The organism is uncultured Maribacter sp. (assembly GCF_947500985.1).
GTDB lineage: Bacteria > Bacteroidota > Bacteroidia > Flavobacteriales > Flavobacteriaceae > Maribacter.
This window is the reverse complement of sequence record NZ_CANMTX010000006.1, coordinates 52,957-76,593: the sequence shown is the minus strand read 5'-3', so window position 1 is coordinate 76,593 and position 23,637 is coordinate 52,957. Positions and strand designations below refer to the sequence as shown.

The following is a 23,637-nucleotide window of genomic DNA, read 5'->3' as shown; positions in this document are numbered from 1 at the left end:
ATGTATAAAGCTTCAGTACACCCAAGTTTTTCCATTCATGGTAGATTTATTTCTTTTGATGATTTATCAGAGGTAAGCTATAGTCTAATTAAGGAAGGGGAAGAATTTGAAAAGCAGATTGGCGAATTCATTATAGATTGGATAGATGATTCACCTACCATTTCTGTACGAACCTCAGGTTCTACGGGTACTCCAAAAACAATTGTTTTAAAGAAGAACCATATGGAGAATAGTGCTTTGGCAACAGGCATCTATTTTAATTTATTACCTAGGTCTTCTGCATTGTTGTGCTTACCTGCAACTTATATTGCTGGTAAAATGATGTTAGTTAGAGCTATGGTGTTAGGGTTAGATATTTATTTTGTGGAACCTACTTCAAATCCGTTAGAAGGAATTAATAGGTCTTTTGATTTTGGAGCAATGGTTCCCTTGCAAGTTGCAAATTCTTTGCAGAGGCTTTCATTGCTACCTAAGTTGATTATTGGTGGCGCTCCTATTTCTACTTCTTTAAGAAAGGAAATAAAAGTTATTGCCAATGCTAGTTATGAGACCTATGGTATGACAGAGACTATAACGCATATTGCAGTTAAACCTTTGAATAAGGGCGTAAGTAATGATATGCCTTTTTCTGTCTTACCAGATATAGAAATATTTAAAGATGACAGAGGGTGTTTGGTAATTAATGCTCCAAAGATTTCAGATGATACGGTTACTACGAATGATGTCGTTGAATTGGTCTCTAAGAGGGAGTTCAAATGGTTGGGCAGATTTGATAATGTAATTAATTCTGGCGGAATTAAACTTAGCCCAGAGCAAATAGAGGCTAAACTTTCGAATAGTATTGATCAACCTTTTTTCATAACTTCTTTACCAGATGCAAAACTAGGGGAGCAATTAGTGCTGGTTATTGAAGGTGTAGTGAATGAAAACGATGTGTTGAATAAAATTACTTCAAGTACTCTTTTGTCTAAGTACGAAGTGCCACGTCAAATTAAAACCATTCCGGTATTCTTACGTACCGATAGCGGAAAGGTTAAGCGGAAAGAAACCATGACCTTATTGAAGTCATAACTTCCCTCATTCTAAAGTAGAGTTCACTCATTCTTCGTTTTTAAAAAGCTTCCTTCTTAATAGGTTTATTGCTCAAACTTTAAACCAATTATTATGAAAAATGCAACTTTCCTATTCTTTCTGCTCAGTAGTATGCTGTTGTCTTCGCAACAAGTTAAAATTAGTGGTACTGTTTCTGATTATGCAGGGAATCCTATGCCTGGTGTAAATGTTATTGTAAAAGGAACTGCAAATGGTACTCAAACCGATTTTGATGGTGCTTATACTATAATTGCCACAAAAAATGATGAACTGGTTTTTAGTTATATCGGATGTAAAAATATGATTGTAAAGATCAGAGATTCAGTGGTTGTTAATGTGTCACTTGAAGAAGATCTTCAAATGTTAGAAGAAGTGGTGGTAACTGGCTATGGTATTCAAAAGATTAGTCATGTTACGGGTTCAGTTGCAATGATTAATATGCAATCTCCTAAATCCAATATTAGTAGAACCTTGCAAGGTAGCGTAAGCGGCGTTCAAATAGGTGGAGTACGTGCTGTTGAAAATAAAAGAGTTGGAATTAAAGAGAAAAGCCCTTTATATATAGTTGATGGTATTCAAATTGAAAGGCAATACAATTCAATTGTTCAAAGTCTTAAAGGTGAAGATGTTGATAGTAGAAAAGAACTTAAAGCTTCTGAAGCGAAGAGTTTGTATGGGGCTGATGCCAAATATGGCTGTATTGTAATACAAACCGTAAATGGTAATTATGTTATTGAAGAAGATGAGAATTATGCACAAATTACTGAAAATCAGTTTCATAATGTTGTTGTAAACCCGCTATCCACTTTTTCAATCGATGTTGATAAAGCAGCGTATAGTAACATTAGAAGGTTCATAAATAATGGAAAAGAGGTTCCTGTAGATGCAGTTAAGATTGAAGAATTGATTAACTATTTTGATTATGACTATCCACAACCAACAAATGAGCATCCTTTTTCTGTAAACACCGAGGTAGCACAGACTCCTTGGAATGTAGACACCAAATTAGTGCGTATTGGTTTGCAAGGTAAAGAATACTTGAATGAAGAATTACCGGCATCTAATCTTACTTTTCTAATAGATGTTTCTGGCTCTATGTCATCAGATAACAAATTGCCACTATTAAAATCCGCATTTAAACTATTAGTAAATCAGTTAAGAGAAAAAGATAGGGTATCTATTGTTGTTTATGCTGGTGCAGCCGGTGTTGTATTAGAGCCTACATCTGGTAACAATAAAGTGAAAATTATGAGCGCTTTAAATAATTTAGAGGCTGGCGGTTCTACAGCTGGTGGAGAAGGTATTCAATTAGCCTACAAATTGGCAGAGAAATATTTTAAGAAGAATGGTAACAATAGAGTGATATTGGCAACAGATGGAGATTTTAATGTTGGGCTGTCTAGCGACAAAGACATGGAAGATTTGATTGTTGAAAAACGTGAATCGGGAGTGTTTCTTTCTGTGCTAGGTTTCGGAATGGGTAATTATATGGATTCTAAGTTGGAAACTTTAGCAGATAAGGGGAACGGAAATCACGGGTACATAGATACTATGCAAGAAGCGCAAAAATTATTTGGTAAGGAGTTTGGTGGTACTTTATTTACCATTGCAAAAGATGTAAAATTACAGGTAGAGTTTAATCCTGCTAAAGTAAAATCGTATAGATTAATAGGTTATGAAAATAGATTATTGGCAGATGAAGATTTTATTGATGATACTAAAGATGCCGGTGAATTAGGAAGTGGGCATAAGGTGACCGCTTTGTATGAGATAATAGAGATAGGAGTAACATCAGAATATGATAAAGAAATACCAGAATTAAAGTATACCAATGCTACTAGCAATACTAGGTTTTCTGATGAGTTGTTCACGGTAAAATTTAGATATAAAAAGCCAGATGGCAATAAAAGTATTGAATTGGTTCATGTTCAAAATTCGAATACTCAAGAAATGTCTAAAGACTTTCAATTTTCTGCAGCCGTTGCTTTATTCGGTCAGCAATTAAGAAAGTCCGCGTTTATAAATAAAGCGTCTTTTAATGACGTCATTGTTTTGGCAGAGAACGGTAGAGGTGAAGATAAAAATGGATATAGAGCAGAATTTATTAGGTTGGTTAAAAGCATTGATGAGAAATTGGTAACAGACAACTATTGATATCATTCAGATTGTAAAAATCAATTGATTTTAGAGGAATAGTTTATTTCTAATGTGTGTTATTTTGTATTTTCAGGGCTTAAACCAAACAACACTCATGAAAAAACTATTCCTTTTTGTATGCCTAATTTTTATAGGGGAAATTTACGCTCAGCAAATTCTAAATGAAAAAGAAAGAGCACAGGTAATTGATGAAATTTTAGACGACCGTTTTAATAATTTGCTGCCTGAACTTATGGATGCCGCAGATTTAGATATGTGGGTGGTTATCTCAAGGGAATACAATGAAGACCCTGTAATTAAGACAATGCTTCCGGCTACGTGGTTGAATGCTCGTAGAAGAACTATTTTATTGTTTTACAGAGATAAAGCGAAGAATACTATTGAGAAGTTGGCTGTAGCCCGTTATAATGTAGGTAAGAATATTGTTTCTGCCTGGGATAAGGAGAAAGAGCCAAATCAGTGGACACGATTAATGCAATTAATAGAGGAAAGAAATCCGAAGAAAATCGGACTCAATTATTCTACAGACCACAATATTGCAGATGGCTTGGTAAAGACAGATTATGAAGAGTTCATGGCAAATCTTCCTAAAAAATATACTTCAAAAGTGACTTCAGCAGAGCAACTAGCTGTTCGTTGGATCGAAACAAGGTCTGAGCGTGAAATGGTTATTTACGACCAATTAGTAGATATTACTCACGATATTATAGCAGAAGCTTTTTCTGAGAAAGTAATTACGCCTGGTGTTACTACAACCTCAGATGTGGTATGGTGGATGCGTCAAAAAGTGACGAATTTAGGATTGGAAACTTGGTTTCACCCAACTGTAGATGTACAAAGAAGTGAAAAGGATAATGCGAGCAAATTCTACTCCTTTGCAGATAAGCCAGATGATATGGTCATTTTACCTGGAGACTTAGTGCATTGCGATTTCGGAATTACGTACTTACGTCTAAACACTGATTGCCAAGAATTGGCATATGTGCTGAAGCCTGAAGAAATTTCTGCGCCAAGTTATTTAGTAAACGGATTAAAAGATGGTAATAGGGTACAAGATTTTTTGACAAGTAATATGATTAAAGGTAGGTCTGGTAATGATATTCTAGCAAAATCATTGAAGGAGGCTAAAACAGCAGGATTAAAACCATCAATATATACGCATCCACTTGGCTTATATGGTCATTCTGCAGGTACAACAATTGGTATGTGGGATTCCCAAGGCGGTGTTATGCGTGACGACGGTGAAAATTATGGTTTGAATCCAAACACTGTGTATGCTATTGAATTAAATACCACGGTTAACATACCAGAATGGAACAGAGATATTAGAATTATGCTTGAAGAAGCCGGTTTTTATGGTGAAGAAGGTTTTAGGTATATTAATGGTAGACAGACAGAACTTTTGTTGATACCAAGAGTAAAAGAGCATCAAGGTAATTAATCTTTGATTTGTAGGGTTGTTAATTACCTATGTAATAAAATTCTTATTTTTTATTTTGGAAGGTGTTTGTTAATTAACTGTTATTTATATCTTTAGAATGTACAACGATATTTTGTAAATAAGATTTAATCATGATTTTAAATTTAAAACCTTCTAAATTTCTATTTTTTCTATTTTTCATATTAATCAATATAAGAAGTTGGTCGCAGAACAATTCAAATAATATTACTATTTGTTGGGATTCCTCTTTTTCGATGATTGAACGAGATTTAGAAAAAGAATTTGAAATTCTAGATAAAATTTTTCAGCGTACCCCCAACTTAACCGTACAATTATTAGTCTTTAATATTAACGTAACAGAGCAAAAAATTGTTATTACCAATGGCGATTGGTTAGAGTTAAAAGAACAACTTTCTAATATTAAAGCAGATGGAGCAACTATTTATGCTGGTCTTAAGAATAGAATATCTAATGAAACCGTTTATTATTTTACTGATGGCAATACACTTGATCCAGGGTCAATTCTACCAATAAAAAAAGGGAATATAATTATTAATACGGTTGCTAATAGAAATAAGAAATTTTTAGAGAGCTCGGCTCTAATCGGTAAAGGCAGGTTGATGGATTTAGCGGCTATTTTACCAACCAATATTAACAAAGATAGCATACAGAGTACTTCTTCTGCCAAAGATGTAAATGGTACAGTTTACATAGATAATATACCGTCAGGTGATATTGAATTAAGGGTCAAAGGTGCTACAGAGGTTTTTCGTACAAATAAAAATGGACAGTTTACTATTGTTGGCGTACCTGGTGATTCTATATTAATTACCAGCAGAGTTGATAGAACTATGAAGACAGTTCCCATAGGCTATTTTAATTCGAATGTAGATGTTTTTTTAGATTCTAATGTAATGACTCTAGATGAAGTTGTTGTATCAGAAAGACGTTTAGATACATTTTCTGAAAATATTATAAATATAGCTACTGGTCTACAAAATAGTGAGAGTATCGGTTACGCGGTTCAATCTATGGGAGATGAAGAAATTACACCAATCCAAACAGATTTAAATCAATCGATTCAAGGTAGGTTTTCAAATGTTAATGTTGGTCCTGACCAAGATCTGACTCAATTTACAGGAAGAAATAATAATACACTATTGGGTAACAAGTATGGTTTGGTAGTGGTAGATGGTATGCCAATTCAACAATCAAATTCTTCTAACGGATTCAGAGCAGATGCATCTTTTATTAACCCAGAGAACGTAGCAGATATAACTGTGTTAAAAGGTTTGTCGGCTACCAATAGATATGGGTCTCTAGGCATTAATGGTGTAATTTTAATTACAACAAAATCAGCGGGAAAACGAAATAATGGAAGCTCTAATTCCGCATTGGCAACCAACAATATTTATGACCCTAACGTAAACTTAACTACTGAAAAATCTCCAATTTTAAAGGCGTTAAGTAATGTGACTAATTTAGAAAATGCGTATGATCAATATTTAATACTTCGAAACTTCAATGAAACCGACGATTCATTTTATTTAGACGCTTTTTCTTTTTTTAAGGATACTGATAAAGATATAGCGGCAAAGATTATTTCCAATTTTTGGGAGAAGGACCCAAAGAATGAAGCTTATTTAAGAATTACGGAATTAGCAATGCGATATTTAGGTTTTGATGAGGTGTCAGTTTTATTAAATCGCCAATTGAACGAGCTAAAGCCTTTAGCACTGCAACCATTTTTTACTGAAGCTAAATTAAAACTTGCAAAAAGTGAAAAGCAAGAAGCACTTGATATGCTCATTAATTTAGAGAATGGCGGAGCCTATGGAAATTTAAATGTTCAACCGATTCAAAAGTCAATAGAACGTGAGTTGAAGAATTTAATTTTTAGAGATAGATCACAGTTAGATGTTACCAAAGTAAAAGAAAAATATTTTTCCAATTCTAAAATGAACGTGAGGCTTTTAGTGGAATGGAGTAACCCAAAATCTGAATTTCAAATTCAATTTGTAAATCCTCAAAATCGTTTTTTTAATTGGGAGCATACTACCTCTGCAGATGCCAAAAGAATACAAGATGAAGTAGAGCTTGGTTTTGCTATGGAAGAATTTGAACTTTATGAAGATATAAAGGGAGAGTGGATTATAAATGCCACGTACATTGGTAATCTTGATCAGGAAAGTACTATGCCTCTTGTTCTTTTATGTACCGTATATACCAATTTTGGATATCCATCACAATCAGAAGAGAAAATTATTTTACATCTTACCAATGAAAATGATAATAAAAAAGTTGTTTCGTTAAAAATCTGATAGTGTAAATAACATTTTTGGCATATTGTTTGTAGTATTTTTCTTAAAATATTATTGAAAATAAATCCGGACTCTTATGAAAAAAATTATCGTTCTTTTTGTTTTAGCATGTACATTTTCTTCCGCTCAAGAAAAGAAAAACAGTATAACAGGTAAAATAACCTATCTAGAAACTCCATTGGTCAATGCAGTCGTCAAAGTTGTAGAAACTAATGAAACGGTAAAATCTGATGTAAATGGTACATATCAGGTTAAAGCATTACCTGGGCAATCTTTAACATTTAGCTACCCTAGTATGAGTACTGTGGAAATTTTGGTGGAAGATGTAACCCGTATTTTAAATATTGAATTAAATCCTGAAGTTAATATGTTAGATGAGGTTACCGTTGAGAAAACGGTCATAAAAAGCCAAGAACAATTAAGAGGGGAGTATGCTACAAATAAAAACTTAATTAATACTGCATTTGGTATCCTTGATAAGGATATAACCAGTTTTGCAGTAAGAATAATAGATGGTAAAGAATTGAACGTTGTTTCTATAGATTTAGCAAGTGCTATACGTTATAGGGTGCCGGGCATTCGAGTAGAAGGTGTCTATCCGAATGTTTCTGCAATCTATTTAAGGGGGTCTTCCGTTGGTTTTTTTCCTGTAATTTATGATGTAGATGGTTTAATTATGCAAGATTATCCTGATTTTATTGCAGTAGAGAATATTGAACGAATTGCTGTCATAAGTGGTTTAGGAGCAGTAACTAAGTACGGCGGGGCTGCCAATGGTGGTGTTGTAGTTATTAATACAAAAGGTGCAAACTATTTTCCAGAACCAGGTTCAGATAAACCGTACGATCAAGCTAAGCTTAGAAATAATAAATATGATAATTCTGCTTTAAGCAGTTCTGATCTTAAGTTAGATAAGCCTACTTATTTAAATATATTGTTAAGTAGTACTACCGAAAGTGAGGCTATTGAATTATATAAGGATCAAGTAAAGATGTATGGCAGCTCTTATAATTATGTTTTAGATGCTTATGATTATTTTTCTCAACGTTGGAAAAATAGTGATTTTGCAGATGAAATTATTCAAGATAATAGGGGGTTATTTAATGAAAATCCGTTAGCGTTAAAGTCTTTGGCTTATATCTATCAAGCAGAAGGTAGATTAGAAAAAGCTAATGAAATATACAAAGAGGTTTTTACTTTGAGAGCTAACTATGCACAGTCTTATTTAAATATGGCAGAAAGTTATATAGAAATCAATGAATTCCAAAAAGCAGCTAGTATTTACGCGCGATATGGTTATTTGTTAGAGCAAGGTTTCTTAAGAGCCGAGGAGGACTTAGGTATTATTATGGAGCGCGAACTCAATAACTTAATTGCCTTAAAAGGGAAAGAACTTTTATCTAACAAAGAATTAAAAAATATTGTTTTAGATGATGAGTTCGATGGTACTCGCTTGGTTTTTGAATGGAACGATAGTGAAGCTGAATTTGAGCTTGAATTTGTTAATCCAGAGGGTAACTATTTTAAAAGTGAACATTCTCTATTTGCTGATGCTAACCGAATAAAGAATGAAAAAATATCAGGATTTTCAACAGAAGAATATCTTATTGATGATTCATTACGTGGAACTTGGCAAATAAATGCTAAGTATCTTGGTAATAAAAGCTTAACACCGTCCTACTTAAAAGCTACTATTTACCATAATTACGGTAGTGCTTCTCAACGTAAAGAGGTTAAGGTATTTAAATTGAATATAAGAAATGTAAACCAACAGTTGTTCACGGTTTCTAATGCGAGCAGTATTGTATCCAACTAAATGAGAATATTCTTTCAATTCTTTTTTTTTATTTTATTTATTTGCTCCGCCCTTGGTCAGGATACCCATAAAGGTCTAATAGTAGATAAAACCACAAAACAGCCTTTACCCTTTGTAAATATTGGTGTGGTTGGTAAAGGAATGGGAACAGTTTCTGATGAACAAGGTTTATTCTATTTGTATTTGAATGATACTAAAATACTAAGTACTGATATTATCCAAATCTCGTCTTTGGGTTATCAAACAATTGAAATAAGCGTTGCGAATGCAAAGTTTGTATGGAATAAAAATTCAACAATAGAAATGCCGCCTGCTAATATTATTTTGAATGAAGTGGTGGTATCAGACAAGGAATTAGTGCCAATTGTAGAATCGATAGGATATCGTAGTAATGGAAATGGATATTTAGGTTATTGGAAAGATGATGATGCGTTGGGTGGGGAACTCGCTACCCGAATTGTTGCCAATAAAGTATCAAGAAAATTAAAATCGATAGAATTTGAGGTTTTGAATAATAACTCAGATAGTTTACTGCTTCGCGCTAATATTTATGACGTTAACTATAATCGAGATGAACCTGGCAAGAACTTGAACACATCTACTAAAAATATACTTCACACGCTTCTTAGAAATGAATTATTGGTAAAAATTGATTTAGAACCCTACGAAATTTATATTGAAAATGATTTTTATGTTTCCTTAGAATTGGTAAAACGTTTTGGTAATGAGCCTTTTGCGTTGGCTTTAGCAGCATCTGATGGTAATTCTGGTTCTTTTCGTAGATATGCTAGTCAAGGGAAATGGGAAAAAGTTTCAGATGTGAATATGGCATTTTACGTTGAAACCACTTATTTGGTAAGCCAAGAAAAGGCAAGAAAGTATGAAACTAAAATAGAAAAGGCTAAGTTAAAAAAAAGAACGGTTTCAGGCTTTACCATTTCAGGAGGTAAAATGATTTCTAATGTTGCTGTATATAATAAAAGAACCAAAGAAGTCACTTCTTCTGATCATTCTGGAAGGTATACCATTCATGCAATAAAGAACGACATACTTATTTTTTCAAAAAGTAGGTATAAAAAAGTATTAGTAGAAATAGGTAAACAGCAGTTTGCCAATGCGATATTGCAATTAGAATAATTTCTTTTTTATGCTTATACCTGCAAAACCCCCATATTAAAAGGCTTTTCAATAGGTGCATGGTCGGCAGCCTCTATACCCATTGATATCCATTTACGGGTGTCTTTTGGGTCTATAATGGCATCTGTCCATAATCTAGAGGCTGCGTAATATGGAGATACTTGATCGTCATATCGTTGCTTGATCTTATCATAAAGTTCCTTCTCTTTTTCTTTGGTAATGGTTTCACCCTTCTTTTTTAAAGATGCCTTTTCAATCTGTAATAATACCTTTGCAGCAGAGTTACCACCCATTACGGCAAGTTCAGCACTTGGCCAAGCAACGATTAATCTTGGGTCATAGGCTTTACCGCACATGGCATAATTTCCAGCACCGTAACTATTACCTATAATAATAGTGAATTTTGGTACTACGGAGTTACTAACCGCATTTACCATTTTTGCACCATCTTTAATGATACCACCATGTTCACTTTTACTACCTACCATAAATCCGGTAACATCTTGCAAGAAAACCAAAGGAATTTTTTTCTGGTTACAATTCGCTATAAAACGGGTTGCCTTATCTGCAGAGTCAGAATAAATTACTCCGCCAAATTGCATTTCACCTTTTGCAGTTTTCACAACTTTTCTTTGGTTGGCAACGATACCAACCGCCCATCCATCTATACGTGCATAACCAGTAAGAATGGTTTGACCGTAGCCAGCTTTATATTCTTCAAAATCAGATTCATCTACCAATCGCTTAATGATTTCCATCATATCGTATTGCTCAGCTCTAGAACTCGGTAGTATTCCGTAAATATCATCCGGATTTTCTTTTGGCTTCAAACTTTTCTTACGGTTGTATCCTGCTTTAGGGAAATCACCAATTTTATCCATAATATTCTTTATGGTATCTAAAGCAGCTGCATCATCCTTCGCTTTATAATCCGTTACTCCGCTAATTTCACAATGAGTGGTTGCTCCGCCTAACGTTTCATTATCGATACTTTCACCAATAGCAGCTTTTACTAAGTAGCTACCAGCTAAAAATATACTAGCGGTTTTATCTACAATAAGCGCTTCATCGCTCATTATAGGTAAGTAAGCACCACCGGCAACACAACTGCCCATAACCGCAGATATTTGGGTAATACCCATACTGCTCATGATGGCATTGTTTCTAAATATGCGACCAAAATGTTCTTTATCAGGAAAAATCTCATCTTGTAACGGCAAGTAAACTCCCGCGCTATCTACTAAGTAAATGATTGGAAGTTTGTTCTCAATAGCTATTTCTTGTGCTCTTAAATTCTTCTTTGCGGTAATAGGAAACCATGCTCCGGCTTTTACTGTTGCATCATTGGCAACAACGATACATTGCTTGCCTTGTACATATCCAATTTTAATAACGACGCCGCCAGAAGGGCATCCACCATGCTCTTTGTACATGCCGTCACCTACAAAAGCACCAACTTCTATTTGTTCGGATTTTGGGTCTAAAAGATAATCAACACGTTCTCTAGCTGTCATTTTACCTTGGTCGTGCTGCTTGGCTATTTTGGCCTTTCCTCCGCCTAAATAAACCTCATTAAGCTTTCTTCTAAGGTCTGATAATAACAACTTATTCCTATCTTCGTTTTGATTGAATTTTAAATCCATTCTGTATAATTTCTTTTCTTTTGATAAAGATAAGGAGTTAATTTTGGTGTTCATGCAACAAAAACAAAAAGTATGATTAAGTGGGGTATTGTAGGGGCAGGAAACATTGCTCATAGTTTTTCAAAAGATTTAGCCTTGGTAAATGGCGGTAAATTAGTTTCTGTAGCTTCAAGAAGCTTAGAGAAAGCACAAGATTTTGCAGGTGAATATGGTGCGCCAAATGCATATGGCAGTTATGAAGAGTTGTTTAATAGTAATACCGTAGATGTTATTTATTTAGCTACACCACACACTTCTCATGCAGATTTAAGTATTGCTGCAATGAAAGCAGGTAATGCTGTACTTTGTGAAAAGCCAATGGGTGTCAATAAAAGCGAAGTAGAGCAAATGGTTACTGTAGCCAAAGAAAATAATGTTTTTCTGATGGAAGCATTATGGACACGTTTTAACCCCACTATTAAAAAGGTTAAAGAATTAGTTGATAATGGAGCTATAGGTGAAGTAGCTTATTTACATGCAGATTTTGCTTTTTATGGCCTGGATAGGGATGAAAAAGGAAGATTATTGAATCCGGATCTTGCAGGTGGTTCTTTGTTGGATATTGGAATCTATCCCATATTTTTAGCTTATTTAATGTTAGGTATGCCAAAGGATATAAAGGCCTCTGCCAATTTTTATAAAACAGGTGTAGAGATACAGTGTAGTATGATTTTTAATTATGATAATGCTCAGACAATTCTATATAGCGGACTCAATTCTGATTCTGAAAAGAAAGCTGAAATAGCAGGAAATAAGGGTTCTATATTTATACATCCAAGATGGCATGAAACTACAGGGTATACTATAGAAAAAGATGGTGAATCAACTTCTAATGAAGTTGGTAAGTTGGGAAAAGGCTATGTTCATGAAATTAAGGAGGTACAAAATTGTTTGAATTTGGGTAAGAAAGAGAGCGAAATATGGAGCCATCAAAATAGTTTAGATTTAATTGAGATAATGGATTCTGTTCGTAAATTGACGGGAATTGTGTTTCCTTTTGAATAATAGCAAGGTTTATACTGGATAAATGTCTTAAAATTTACGATATTTGACGTTCGCTTAAATTTTAATTGAATCGAAAATGAATAAGAATACTGTGCTCTCTTGGGCTACTATTATTATGATATTTGTAGGTCTTGCCCTAATTGCATTAGGTGCTTTTCGCTATGATGATGTTGCTGGTTGGGGTTTTGCATCTGTAGGTATTGGCTTTTTTGCTATTGCTTGGGTGTTTAATGCTTTAAAAGGTAGAGTATAATATGTTTTAGAACCGGCAGTGAATTCTTCTGATCGGCTTTAATTTTCAATAAACACTATAATTTTATGTCAGACGATAAGAAGGTAATCTTCTCCATGTCAGGAGTTACGAAAACCTATAAAAATGCGAATACCCCAGTTTTAAAGAACATATACCTAAGTTTTTTCTACGGTGCCAAGATCGGTATCTTAGGTTTAAACGGTTCTGGTAAATCTACTTTACTTAAAATCATTGCGGGTGTTGATAAAAACTTTCAAGGAGATGTTGTTTTTTCACCAGGGTATAATGTTGGGTATTTAGAGCAAGAACCTGAACTAGATGAAAACAAAACCGTTTTAGAGATTGTAAAGGAAGGTGTAGCGGAGACTGTAGCTATTCTTGACGAGTACAATAAGATAAACGACATGTTTGGTCTTCCAGAGGTTTATGAGAATCCTGATAAAATGCAGAAGTTGATGGATCAACAAGCTGTGTTACAAGATAAAATTGATGCTGCAAATGCTTGGGAATTAGATACCAAGTTAGAAATTGCGATGGATGCGTTGCGTACGCCAGATCCTGACAAGAAAATTTCAGTATTGTCTGGTGGTGAAAGAAGAAGGGTTGCATTGTGTAGACTATTACTTCAAGAACCAGAAATTTTATTATTAGATGAACCTACCAACCACTTAGATGCAGAATCTGTACATTGGTTAGAGCATCATTTAGCGCAATATAAAGGAACTGTAATTGCCGTAACCCACGATAGATATTTCTTAGATAATGTTGCCGGTTGGATTCTTGAATTGGACAGGGGAGAAGGTATTCCTTGGAAAGGAAACTATTCTTCTTGGTTAGATCAGAAATCTAAACGAATGGCTCAAGAGAGTAAAACGGCTTCTAAAAGACAGAAAACGTTAGAGCGAGAGCTTGAATGGGTACGTCAAGGTGCAAAAGGAAGACAGACAAAACAGAAAGCTCGTCTTAATAATTATGATAAGTTAATGAGTCAAGATCAAAAGCAACTTGATGAAAAACTAGAAATCTATATTCCGAACGGACCTCGTTTGGGTACTAATGTAATTGAGGCAAAGGGCGTAAGTAAAGCTTTTGATGATAAATTACTTTACGAAGATTTGAACTTTAAATTACCACAAGCTGGTATTGTTGGTATTATTGGTCCGAATGGTGCTGGTAAGACCACTATTTTTAGAATGATCATGGGTGAAGAGACTCCCGATAAAGGAGAATTTGAAACCGGTGAAACTGCTAAAATCGCTTATGTGGATCAAAGTCACTCTAATATAGATCCTGAAAAAACCATCTGGCAGAATTTCAGTGATGAGCAAGAGATGGTAATGATGGGCGGTAAGCAGGTGAATTCTAGAGCCTATCTAAGTAGATTTAATTTTACGGGTAGTGAGCAAAATAAAAAGGTAAATATGTTATCTGGTGGTGAGCGTAACCGTTTACACCTAGCAATGACATTAAAAGAAGAAGGAAACGTTCTTCTATTAGATGAGCCTACCAATGATTTAGATGTAAATACATTACGTGCCTTAGAAGAAGGTTTAGAGAACTTTGCAGGTTGTGCAGTAGTAATATCGCATGATAGATGGTTCTTAGATCGTATTTGTACACATATTTTAGCTTTTGAGGGTGATTCTCAGGTATACTTCTTTGAAGGTTCTTTCTCTGATTATGAAGAGAATAAGAAGAAACGACTAGGCGGAGATTTAATGCCGAAACGAATCAAGTATAAAAAATTAATTAGATAATTAATAAAGTATTTATATAGAAAAAGCCCGCAATTGCGGGCTTTTTTATTTTCAGCTAACAGCTAACAGCTAACAGCTAACAGCTAACAGCTAACAGCTAACAGCTAACAGCTAACAGCTAACAGCTAACATTAATATTCGTCATTAGGGTACCAATCTAATTGTACTACCTCAATATCTTGATTTCCGGCATCTACAAGTTGTTTAAATTTTGCAACATCGCTAACATCTGGTTTACCTCTGTAATGATATGGGTATACTTGTTTCGGTTTAAAGTCTAATACTGCAGAAGCAGCGCTTTCAACCGTCATGGTATATGGTAAATTCATAGTTACAAAAGCTTTGTCAATATTTTTTAAAGAACGCATTTCAGGAATATCTTCAGTATCACCAGAAAAATAGATTCGCTCATTATCGATATTTAAAACATAACCATTGCCACGACCTTTTGTGTGAAATTTAAGCGCTTCTTTTCTTAGGTTATACATAGGTATAGCTTCAATCGTAATTTCGGCTAATTTTTTGCTAGTACCGTTTTCCATAATTTCTAATTGCGATGCATATTTTTCGGGTAATTCATCGGCAACGGCTTGTGGTACTACAAATGTGGTATTTGAAGTATCTAAAGCATCTAGCGTTTCCGCATTTAAATGATCACCGTGTATATCTGTAATCAGTATTAAAGTCGGATTTTTTTGACCTTCAAAAGCGGTAGCTCCTCCGGTAGGGTCAATGTATATAACAACATCGTTCCATTCGATTACTGCAGTTGCATGTTCTATAGGTATTATCTCAATTTCATCAGCTTTGCGCTCTTTGATGATATCAGTTACTGACTTATTTTCTTCCAATTCTTCAGAAGTGTCAATTACGGTATCAGATTTTTTCACCTCTTTGCATGAAAAAGCCATTGTTACAACGAATAGTAAAACAAGCAATTCTTTTATTCTCATTATGTTATGTTTAAAGTGTTAGTTCCATTTTAATATCGGATCGAAGGTACTCTAAATTATCTTCTAGAGGAACATTTATAAATCCGAATTTCTTATATATATGCAGCGCAGTGTCTAATTTAGTGCTAGAGTATAATTCAAGTGTTTCCCAGTTTTTATTTTTAGAAAAATTAATAGCATGGGCTAACATTTTTTGCCCTATCTGTAATCCTTGATGAGTTTTGTCAACCGCCATCTTACCTAATTCAAAACGGTTATGGGTCTTTTTTATTAAAGCAAAGCATCCTACAGGTTCATTATTCCATAATCCTATGAAGATATATCCGCCTTTATCAATAATAGTAGATTGACTATGTTCTAATAACTTCTTATCTTTCGCTTCAACCTTGAAATACTCAGTAATCCAAGCGATATTCAAGTCTTTAAACTTTTGAGTATATTTAGCCTCGTAAGGTACTATGCTAAGCATGATTTCTAGTTAATGTTATAGATGTCATCTAAGTTATATCATATTATATGGTCCTTGCCAAGGTTTAGAAATTATTTTAACATTAAAAAATCTAAAATTTGAATTACCACGTATATAAACTGAACAAACAGACACTTTATTAAATTTACAATTATGACTGAAACAAAAAACAACAATGGCTTAAAAGTTTTGACCGCTCTTTTAGGTGTTGTGCTTTTAGGAACTATCATTTACACAGTAAGTCTTTACCAAGATAAAAAGAAGACCGAAGTTGTTCTTTCGAAAGAGAAAGAATTGGTAGTAGAAGATTTAAATAGCTTAAAATCTGAATATGATAAGGCTATTTTAGAAAGCAATGCAACTAACGAAGAGTTGGTAAGTGCAAGAGATAATATTGCAAAGTATATTGACTCTGTAAAAACAATGAAAGCTGATATTGGATCTTTATCTAGGTACAGAAGACAAGTTGGTGTTCTTAAAGCTGAAAGACAACAATTATTGAAGCAAGTTGATTCGTTGACTCGTTCTAACTCTATGATTTCTATGCAACGTGATAGTACGTATGTTGAATTAGAAAAGCAAACTGTTTTTAATGATTCTTTAGTAGTGCAAAACACAAACTTGGCACAAGTTGTTGAGAAAGGTTCTGCGTTGAACTTATCTAAATTCAATGTTGATGCAGTAAAAGAACGTAACAGTGGTAAATTAGTTTCTACACAAAGAGCTAAAGCAACTGACAAGTTTAAAATCTGCTTTACTGTTGCTGATAACGTAATTGCACAAGCTGGAGATAGAGAATTTTTTATAGAGGTTTTAGATCCTCAAGGTAATGTTCTTGGTGGTAGTAATTCTATGACTAACGATAACGGAGCTTCTATTACTTATAGTAAGCAAACTGGTTTTTACTTTGAGAACAAGTCTTTAGATGTATGTGATTATATTAGTAAGCCTTCTGGTGATTTTAAAGATGGTAACTACATGGTGAACGTTTATGACGATCAATTAAAATTATTGGGTACTTCTAAATTCATGTTGAAGTAAGACTACCTTATTACATATAAAAAATGGCGACCAATTGGGTCGCCATTTTTTATTTCTATTAGTTTGGTTTTAGTCTTTTAAACTACCGACCATATTTTCTGGTTTTACCCATTCGTCATAATCTTCTGCAGAAACATAACCTAAATTGATTGCTTCTACTTTTAAGGTTGTACCATTTTTATGTGCAGTGTTTGCTATTTCTGCAGCTTTGTAATACCCTATTTTAGTATTTAAAGCGGTAACCAACATCAGTGAGTTGTTCAATAATTGCTTTATAACTTCATGGTTTGGTTCAATGCCAGCAGCACAGTGCTCTTCAAAACTAGCACAAGCATCACCAATTAACTGTGCCGATTGTAAAATGTTGGCAGCCATCATTGGTTTAAATACATTTAATTCATAATGACCCTGTGTACCACCAACGCTTATAGCGACATCATTACCCATAACTTGAGCACATACCATGGTAAGCGCCTCACATTGCGTAGGATTCACTTTTCCTGGCATAATAGAACTACCTGGTTCATTTGCAGGAATAATGATTTCACCGATACCTGAACGTGGTCCTGATGCCATCATTCTAATATCATTGGCTATCTTATTTAAAGAAACAGCTAATTGCTTTAATGCACCGTGACTTTCAACTATTGCATCATGTGCAGCAAGTGCTTCAAACTTATTTTCTGCAGTAATAAAAGGTAAGCCTGTAAATTCTGCAATATACTTTGCTACTAAAACATCATATCCTTCTGGAGTATTCAATCCGGTACCTACTGCAGTTCCGCCAAGTGCTAATTCACTTAAATGAGCAAGCGTATTGTTCAAAGCTTTTAGACCGTGATCTAATTGCGAAACGTAGCCAGAAAATTCTTGACCTAAGGTTAGGGGAGTGGCATCCATTAAATGGGTACGACCTATCTTAACTACATTTTTAAATTCGATAGACTTTTTATGTAATGTATCTCTTAATTGAGTAACTCCAGGTATCGTCACTTCTACAATTTTTTTGTAAGCTGCAATATGCATACCTGTTGGAAAGGTGTCATTTGATGATTGCGATTTATTTACATCATCATTTGGCTGAATCGTTTTTTCGCCTTCACCGATTACCTTACCTGCAATTTCATGAGCTCTGTTTGCAACAACTTCATTAACGTTCATGTTGCTTTGTGTGCCAGAACCTGTTTGCCATATTACTAATGGAAATTGGTCATCAAGCTTACCTTCTAAAATCTCTTCGCAAACCTGCGCAATTAAATCTCTTTTCTCCGCTGCTAAAACACCAAGCTCACAGTTAGCATAAGCTGCTGATTTCTTCAAATAGGCGAAACCATAAACAATGTCTAATGGCATTGAGGCTACTGGACCTATTTTAAAATTGTTACGAGAACGTTCTGTTTGCGCTCCCCAATATTTGTCTTTGGGAACTTCGACATTACCCATAGTATCTTTCTCGATTCTAAATTTCATAATAGTATATTTTAATGAATCTTAAGTTAACTTATTTTATAACTTCAAAAATAAGGTTTACATTTATTTTAATTGTACCAACATTGTTGAGATTATTGAAATTAATTTTGCAGAACGTTTGCAAAAAATAATTCGTTTATGGTATCTTTGCAATATATAAGTAATAAGATATGTTTGATTTTGACCAATATTTAGGATTTTTAGCTTTTTTAACCATATTAACCATTGGTTTTTGGCTAATGATGTTTTTGTTATTATTTGTTGTTCCTTACTGGTTAGGAGGTAACATTATAGAGTTATTGAAAGAAAGACGAGACAAGAAGAAAGCCGCAAGAGAAGCATAAATAATAAAGTATAAAAAAAGGAGCCTATTGGCTCCTTTTTTATGTCTTATTGTACCTGTTATCTATCCTTCAATTTCTTCTCCGTTATCTTCGTTATTACCATCACCTCTACCTTTTCTATTTCTTTCTTTAGGTTGGTTAAAACGATATACAAAGCCCATTGTTATTTGTCGTCTTCTCCATTGAAACTCACTATCAGATGTAAAGAACTCTGTTTCTGTATAAGAGCTTCTTTTTCTAGAATTTAATAAATCACTTACATTTAGAGATAGCGTGCCGTTATCATTCAAAATATCTTTACTGAATGCTAAGTTTAATGAGAATATTCCTCCATTTTCTGTTTGTGCTGTAGAAGATGGACCTCTGTAAAAAGCATTCGTTTGCCAATCTACCTTTGCAGGTAATGAAACTTTAGAGCTAAATCTTGCGAACCAACTAGTATTGGTTGTACCATAATCAACACCGTTAAAGTCACCTTCTGTAGAGAATTGGAAGAAATTAAAACTAGAATTTAAACGCAACCATTTAGCAGCACTATATAACACACCTGCTTCTACCCCTATTCTGTCGTTAGTAGATAGGTTTATAGGAATTGATCTGATGATTTCTATACCATCAGTGGTTGTTTGTCCGGTTTCTTCTTGAACTCTCTCAAACGAGTCTGTTTCCCTTTGGTAATAAATAGAGGAAGTTAAAGTTATCTTATCCCATCTTTTTAAATAACCCACATCAAAAGCATTTGAAAATGCTGGATTCAAATCAGGATTACCTTGAAAAATATTAGTTCTACTAGATCTAGAAGGAAAAGGATTAACAAATCTACCTCTAGGTCTGTTTATTCTTCTGTTGTAGCCTAAAGAAATGTTTTCATTTTCTGCCAGTTCATAAATGAAGTTCACAGTAGGGAAAAGACCTAAATAGTTTTTGTCGAAATTGGCTTCTACATCAACACCTAATTGATCCTCTAATTCGCTAGTGTCATAAAGAGAAGTCAGTTCACCCTTTAATTGCGTGTTCTCTAATCGAAGTCCTAATAAAAAAGAGAATTTTCCAAATTTATTTCCATATTGGGTATATAGTGCATTTACATTTTCAGTATAGGTGAATAAATTGGTAAGATCTTCATTGATATCAAACTGTCCTGTTACTTGATTTAAAGAGTCTAAACGGTAATCGGTTCCTGTTTCTTCAAAAGTGCCTCTGTAACCAACCTCAAACTGCGCATCGCCCATAGGAAGTACGTAATCTGCCTGTACTAAATATTCATTATCAGTTTCTTTTTCGTAAACATTTTCTAATACTATTAAATCATCGTTCGGTAATGTATTATTTTCTTGAATGATAGAAAATTTATCCTCGTTACCTTTAGAGTACTGAAGATCTACCGTTAATTTTTGACCGTCTTCGTCAAGGTCATTTACATAATTTAATGAGAATTGATAGTTTTCGTCATCTTCATTTTCATCTTCAGTTCTAAATGTTTCACTATTTAAAGCATTATTGATAAACCTTTGGTTAGTATTACCAGTTTCATCTTCACTATCAGATGTTCTATAAAATACGCTACCAGTAAGAGAAGACGATTCGGTTAAGAAATACTCTAAACCTAAATTTGTATTGAAACTTTTGCGAAGTCTATTATACTCTCTGTCTTCAATTATTCTATCATATGTGCCAGAAGAATATGTGTTGTCATAAAAAGCATTACCCGGTGCATCTCTGTAGTTGTAGCCGGTAGTGTTAAATAAATTGAACTTATCTGTACGTAAATTTGCATTTACAGAAATACCGCTATTTACTGGGTAGCCTATGGTAGTATTTACTGAACCATTAAAACCAAGTGTTTTCTCTTTTTTAAGAACGATATTTAAAATACCAGCGGTACCTTCAGCGTCATATCGTGCAGACGGACTCGTAATGACCTCAACCTTTTCAATAGCATCTGCAGGTAATTGTGTTAAGGCATCGGTAGAGCCAAAACCAGCAAGTGCAGATGGTTTACCGTTGATTAATATTCTAACATTTTCATTTCCTCGTAAGCTAATTGCTCCTTCAACATCAACATCAACAGAAGGTACATTATTTAAGGCGTCTGTAATAGTAGCGCCACTATTGGTTAAATCCTTACCAATATTGTATATCTTTTTATCTAAGCGAACCTCTACGGTGGTTTTTTCGCCCACGACCTCAACAGCTTCTAGTTGAGCAACGTCTAAAGCAAGTTTAATAGTGCCTAAATCTTTAGAGGCAGTTAGTGTTTGGTTAGGTAGTTTATATGTTTTGTATGAAATATATTCGATGGATATATTATACTTACCAGGCGTAGTTTCTACCTTGAAGTTTCCATCTATATCTGTTATGCCACCAGTAATTTGATCTGGGTTATTTACACTTTGTAGTACTAGTGTAGCATATTCTAGAGGTAAGTTGTCATCTTTGTCTATAACCTTACCTGTAATAATAATTGGACCTCTTTCCCGGTCTCCTCCCGGTCTTTGACTATATGTGTAATTGAATGATAGTACTAGGAGTAGGAGTAAAGGGAAAAGTTGTTTCATTTAGTTAGTTTTAGTTTTCTTTCGTTTGTCTTTTTTCTTCTTTTTATTCTTCTTGATAGTTTTTGAAACACCATCTTTTTGTAGTGCAACAAAAGCTTCATACTTTTCTAATGGCAAGCCAGCTTTTAATTCTTCATCTTGCCTTTTAGTAATATTCTCATATACTTCAGCCATTTTTTCTGGCGGAAGCTTTAATATTTGGGCTTCTATACGCTCTTGTACATATTTCTTTAAAACAGAGCTTAATACAGCCTGTTCAAACTCATTTAGTGCAATCGCTTCAGAAATTCTTGGCATTTCATCATCAACCAGTTCTTCGGCAGTTTTAGGTTTTGGTGGTTCGGCAGGTGTTTGGGCTTGAGGTATTGAACTTCTTTGATTACCATAACCGTAGCCGCCACGTGATCCATAACCGTTATTTCCATAACCGTATTGTGCGCAAATTTCAGAACTTCCTAATAGAATTAATAGCAACACTAATACTTTTATATTGCTACATTTTATTACTTTTTTCATATAATTAGATTATAAAGTTATACTATGGTTTAACTGAAAATGGTTAATTGTTTGTTAAGAAAATTCTCTAAGCAATTATAGTGAATTCTAATTAATTAAAGAATCTATGTTCGATGCCGGTCTGCCAATAACGGCCCTATTGCCATTTATTACAATTGGTCGTTCTATTAATTTAGGATATGTAATCATGGCGTCTATTAATTCTTCGTCAGATAAGGGTAAGTTTTTAAACTTCTCTTTCCAGATTGCTTCAGATTTTCGAACCAGATTTATAGGTTTAATTTCTAAACAACTGATTACATTTCTTAGTTCTTCTTTTGTTGGTATATCTTCCAAATACTTTACTACTTCAAAAGTCTTGCCAGAATCTTCAAGTAATTTAAGTCCTTCTCTAGATTTACTACATCTAGAATTATGGTATATTTTAATCATTCTATTTAATTTTAATACTAGAAATCCCAATTCATTAAATAAATGAATTGGGATATTTAATGTTATTCTTCATCTCTCTGACCCATCATCATTAGAAAAGCTTTAAGAAACTGATCAATATCGCCGTTCATTACGTTATCTACATTTCCTGTTTCTTCACCTGTTCTTACATCTTTTACTAATTTGTAAGGATGCATGACATAGTTTCTAATTTGTGAGCCCCATTCAATTTTCATTTTAGAAGACTCAATTTCTTGTCGTGCTTCCATTTTCTTACGCAGTTCTATCTCATACAATTGCGATTTTAGCATTTTCATTGCCGTAGCCCTATTGTCGTGTTGACTTCTACTATCTGAACAAGAAATTTGAATACCTGTAGGGTGGTGGGTTAATTGCACCTTGGTTTCTACCTTGTTCACATTCTGTCCACCAGCGCCACTAGATCTAGCGGTGGTAATAGTTATGTCAGCAGGATTCACATCTACTTCTATACTATCATCTACCAGAGGGTAAACGTATACCGATGCAAAAGATGTGTGTCTTTTGGCATTACTATCGAACGGAGATATTCGTACTAATCTATGTACGCCGTTTTCACCTTTTAACCATCCGAAGGCATACTCGCCATCAATTTCTAATGTAACCGTTTTAATGCCGGCAACATCACCTTCCTGATAGTTAAGTTCTTTAATCTTATAACCGTTCTTTTCTGCCCACATCATGTACATGCGCATAAGCATAGCAGCCCAATCGCAACTTTCAGTACCACCTGCTCCTGCGGTAATTTGAAGTACTGCTGGTAATTCATCACCTTCTTCAGAAAGCATATTCTTGAATTCCATCTTCTCTAAGGTGTTCAAAGCCTTTTGATATTGGCTTTCAACCTCAGCTTCTGTAACTTCTCCTTCTTGTTGAAATTCAATGAGTACTTCTAAATCTGCAATCAAAACCTCTGCCGCATTATAATCGTCTACCCATTGTTTTTTAGATTGGATAAACTTCATATGTGCCTGCGCTTCTTGAGGATTATCCCAAAAATCAGGTGCTAATGTTTTTTCTTGCTCGTTCTCTATTTCTATTAATTTGGCATCAATGTCAAAGATACCTCCTTAACGCACCAAGGCGATCTATAAGACCTTTATAGTGGTCTATACTTACGTTCATAAAATTTTATTTTGGGTAAAAATAATACT

General features: G+C 34.2%; 19 protein-coding genes. 11 read left to right on the top strand and 8 right to left on the bottom strand.

What is annotated here, in order from left to right:
• From Q0871_RS13990 to Q0871_RS13965, 6 genes are all read left to right on the top strand, one after another.
• Entirely contained in the window at positions 1 to 1,071 is a 1,071-nt protein-coding gene (locus Q0871_RS13990; protein ID WP_299324954.1) for an AMP-binding protein, read from the top strand.
• 93 nt (positions 1,072 to 1,164) lie between these two features.
• Positions 1,165 to 3,246, top strand: a complete 2,082-nt coding sequence (locus tag Q0871_RS13985) for a von Willebrand factor type A domain-containing protein (protein WP_299324952.1) — start codon at positions 1,165 to 1,167, stop codon at positions 3,244 to 3,246.
• Between the two features lie 97 nt (positions 3,247 to 3,343).
• Positions 3,344 to 4,690, top strand: a complete 1,347-nt coding sequence (locus Q0871_RS13980) for a M24 family metallopeptidase (protein WP_299324950.1) — start codon at positions 3,344 to 3,346, stop codon at positions 4,688 to 4,690.
• A gap of 131 nt (positions 4,691 to 4,821) precedes the next feature.
• A complete protein-coding gene (locus Q0871_RS13975; RefSeq protein ID WP_299324949.1) occupies positions 4,822 to 7,011 on the top strand; it encodes a TonB-dependent receptor plug domain-containing protein in 2,190 nt (729 codons plus the stop codon).
• A gap of 76 nt (positions 7,012 to 7,087) precedes the next feature.
• The gene (locus Q0871_RS13970; protein WP_299324948.1) at positions 7,088 to 8,827 is read left to right on the top strand and encodes a TonB-dependent receptor plug domain-containing protein; all 1,740 of its coding nucleotides are present in this window, start codon (positions 7,088 to 7,090) and stop codon (positions 8,825 to 8,827) included.
• Positions 8,828 to 9,964: a carboxypeptidase-like regulatory domain-containing protein gene (locus Q0871_RS13965; protein ID WP_299324946.1), complete on the top strand. Its 1,137-nt coding sequence runs from the start codon at positions 8,828 to 8,830 to the stop codon at positions 9,962 to 9,964.
• Between the two features lie 14 nt (positions 9,965 to 9,978).
• Here Q0871_RS13965 and Q0871_RS13960 read toward each other — a convergent pair whose 3' ends face one another.
• Positions 9,979 to 11,607: an acyl-CoA carboxylase subunit beta gene (locus tag Q0871_RS13960; RefSeq protein ID WP_299325215.1), complete on the bottom strand. Its 1,629-nt coding sequence runs from the start codon at positions 11,605 to 11,607 to the stop codon at positions 9,979 to 9,981.
• 72 nt (positions 11,608 to 11,679) lie between these two features.
• On the opposite strand from Q0871_RS13960, the gene Q0871_RS13955 reads away from it, so the two are divergent.
• The 3 genes from Q0871_RS13955 to ettA all read left to right on the top strand — a co-directional run bounded on the left by Q0871_RS13955 (position 11,680) and on the right by ettA (position 14,661).
• Complete coding sequence (locus tag Q0871_RS13955; RefSeq protein WP_299324944.1) at positions 11,680 to 12,651, top strand: Gfo/Idh/MocA family oxidoreductase; 972 nt, start codon at positions 11,680 to 11,682, stop codon at positions 12,649 to 12,651.
• Positions 12,652 to 12,727: 76 nt separating this feature from the next.
• The gene (locus tag Q0871_RS13950; protein ID WP_299324942.1) at positions 12,728 to 12,904 is read left to right on the top strand and encodes a CAL67264 family membrane protein; all 177 of its coding nucleotides are present in this window, start codon (positions 12,728 to 12,730) and stop codon (positions 12,902 to 12,904) included.
• Positions 12,905 to 12,969: 65 nt separating this feature from the next.
• Positions 12,970 to 14,661: an energy-dependent translational throttle protein EttA gene (gene ettA / locus Q0871_RS13945; RefSeq protein WP_299324939.1), complete on the top strand. Its 1,692-nt coding sequence runs from the start codon at positions 12,970 to 12,972 to the stop codon at positions 14,659 to 14,661.
• Positions 14,662 to 14,792: 131 nt separating this feature from the next.
• Here ettA and Q0871_RS13940 read toward each other — a convergent pair whose 3' ends face one another.
• Positions 14,793 to 15,614: an MBL fold metallo-hydrolase gene (locus Q0871_RS13940; RefSeq protein WP_299324936.1), complete on the bottom strand. Its 822-nt coding sequence runs from the start codon at positions 15,612 to 15,614 to the stop codon at positions 14,793 to 14,795.
• A gap of 10 nt (positions 15,615 to 15,624) precedes the next feature.
• Complete coding sequence (locus Q0871_RS13935; protein WP_299324935.1) at positions 15,625 to 16,083, bottom strand: GNAT family N-acetyltransferase; 459 nt, start codon at positions 16,081 to 16,083, stop codon at positions 15,625 to 15,627.
• A gap of 153 nt (positions 16,084 to 16,236) precedes the next feature.
• Between Q0871_RS13935 and Q0871_RS13930 the strand changes: the two genes are divergently transcribed.
• A complete protein-coding gene (locus tag Q0871_RS13930) occupies positions 16,237 to 17,124 on the top strand; it encodes a hypothetical protein (protein ID WP_299324933.1) in 888 nt (295 codons plus the stop codon).
• Positions 17,125 to 17,193: 69 nt separating this feature from the next.
• On the opposite strand, the gene fumC is transcribed toward Q0871_RS13930, so the two are convergent.
• Complete coding sequence (gene fumC / locus Q0871_RS13925) at positions 17,194 to 18,594, bottom strand: class II fumarate hydratase (protein ID WP_299324931.1); 1,401 nt, start codon at positions 18,592 to 18,594, stop codon at positions 17,194 to 17,196.
• 170 nt (positions 18,595 to 18,764) lie between these two features.
• Here fumC and Q0871_RS13920 point away from each other — a divergent pair, with 170 nt between their 5' ends.
• On the top strand, positions 18,765 to 18,938 hold the full coding sequence (locus tag Q0871_RS13920) for a hypothetical protein (protein ID WP_091609002.1): 174 nt from the start codon (positions 18,765 to 18,767) through the stop codon (positions 18,936 to 18,938).
• Positions 18,939 to 19,000: 62 nt separating this feature from the next.
• Here Q0871_RS13920 and Q0871_RS13915 read toward each other — a convergent pair whose 3' ends face one another.
• The 4 genes from Q0871_RS13915 to prfB form a co-directional block, all read right to left on the bottom strand.
• Positions 19,001 to 21,496, bottom strand: coding sequence for a TonB-dependent receptor (locus tag Q0871_RS13915; RefSeq protein WP_299324918.1), 2,496 nt, complete (start codon positions 21,494 to 21,496; stop codon positions 19,001 to 19,003).
• Complete coding sequence (locus Q0871_RS13910; protein ID WP_299324917.1) at positions 21,497 to 22,012, bottom strand: hypothetical protein; 516 nt, start codon at positions 22,010 to 22,012, stop codon at positions 21,497 to 21,499.
• A gap of 87 nt (positions 22,013 to 22,099) precedes the next feature.
• Positions 22,100 to 22,444 (bottom strand): arsenate reductase (glutaredoxin), encoded by a 345-nt coding sequence (gene arsC / locus Q0871_RS13905; RefSeq protein ID WP_299324916.1) that lies wholly within the window; start codon positions 22,442 to 22,444, stop codon positions 22,100 to 22,102.
• Positions 22,445 to 22,506: 62 nt separating this feature from the next.
• Positions 22,507 to 23,608 (bottom strand): peptide chain release factor 2 gene (gene prfB / locus Q0871_RS13900; RefSeq protein ID WP_299324915.1). Its coding sequence is split into 2 segments (ribosomal slippage): positions 22,507 to 23,541 and positions 23,543 to 23,608, totalling 1,101 coding nucleotides; the frame shifts between segments, so codons are not numbered across the junction.
• Positions 23,609 to 23,637: the final 29 nt, after the last annotated feature.

Bases quoted from the DNA above. Each gene is read 5' to 3' on its own strand.
- Q0871_RS13955 (WP_299324944.1), top strand. From the start codon at position 11,680: ATGATTAAGTGGGGTATTGTAGGGGCAGGAAACATTGCTCATAGTTTT.
- Q0871_RS13965 (WP_299324946.1), top strand. From the start codon at position 8,828: ATGAGAATATTCTTTCAATTCTTTTTTTTTATTTTATTTATTTGCTCC.
- ettA (WP_299324939.1), top strand. From the start codon at position 12,970: ATGTCAGACGATAAGAAGGTAATCTTCTCCATGTCAGGAGTTACGAAA.
- Q0871_RS13940 (WP_299324936.1), bottom strand. From the start codon at position 15,614: ATGAGAATAAAAGAATTGCTTGTTTTACTATTCGTTGTAACAATGGCT.
- Q0871_RS13950 (WP_299324942.1), top strand. From the start codon at position 12,728: ATGAATAAGAATACTGTGCTCTCTTGGGCTACTATTATTATGATATTT.
- Q0871_RS13980 (WP_299324950.1), top strand. From the start codon at position 3,344: ATGAAAAAACTATTCCTTTTTGTATGCCTAATTTTTATAGGGGAAATT.
- Q0871_RS13970 (WP_299324948.1), top strand. From the start codon at position 7,088: ATGAAAAAAATTATCGTTCTTTTTGTTTTAGCATGTACATTTTCTTCC.
- fumC (WP_299324931.1), bottom strand. From the start codon at position 18,594: ATGAAATTTAGAATCGAGAAAGATACTATGGGTAATGTCGAAGTTCCC.
- Q0871_RS13930 (WP_299324933.1), top strand. From the start codon at position 16,237: ATGACTGAAACAAAAAACAACAATGGCTTAAAAGTTTTGACCGCTCTT.
- Q0871_RS13920 (WP_091609002.1), top strand. From the start codon at position 18,765: ATGTTTGATTTTGACCAATATTTAGGATTTTTAGCTTTTTTAACCATA.
- Q0871_RS13990 (WP_299324954.1), top strand. From the start codon at position 1: ATGTATAAAGCTTCAGTACACCCAAGTTTTTCCATTCATGGTAGATTT.
- Q0871_RS13915 (WP_299324918.1), bottom strand. From the start codon at position 21,496: ATGAAACAACTTTTCCCTTTACTCCTACTCCTAGTACTATCATTCAAT.
- Q0871_RS13910 (WP_299324917.1), bottom strand. From the start codon at position 22,012: ATGAAAAAAGTAATAAAATGTAGCAATATAAAAGTATTAGTGTTGCTA.
- Q0871_RS13975 (WP_299324949.1), top strand. From the start codon at position 4,822: ATGATTTTAAATTTAAAACCTTCTAAATTTCTATTTTTTCTATTTTTC.
- Q0871_RS13985 (WP_299324952.1), top strand. From the start codon at position 1,165: ATGAAAAATGCAACTTTCCTATTCTTTCTGCTCAGTAGTATGCTGTTG.
- Q0871_RS13935 (WP_299324935.1), bottom strand. From the start codon at position 16,083: ATGCTTAGCATAGTACCTTACGAGGCTAAATATACTCAAAAGTTTAAA.
- Q0871_RS13960 (WP_299325215.1), bottom strand. From the start codon at position 11,607: ATGGATTTAAAATTCAATCAAAACGAAGATAGGAATAAGTTGTTATTA.
- arsC (WP_299324916.1), bottom strand. From the start codon at position 22,444: ATGATTAAAATATACCATAATTCTAGATGTAGTAAATCTAGAGAAGGA.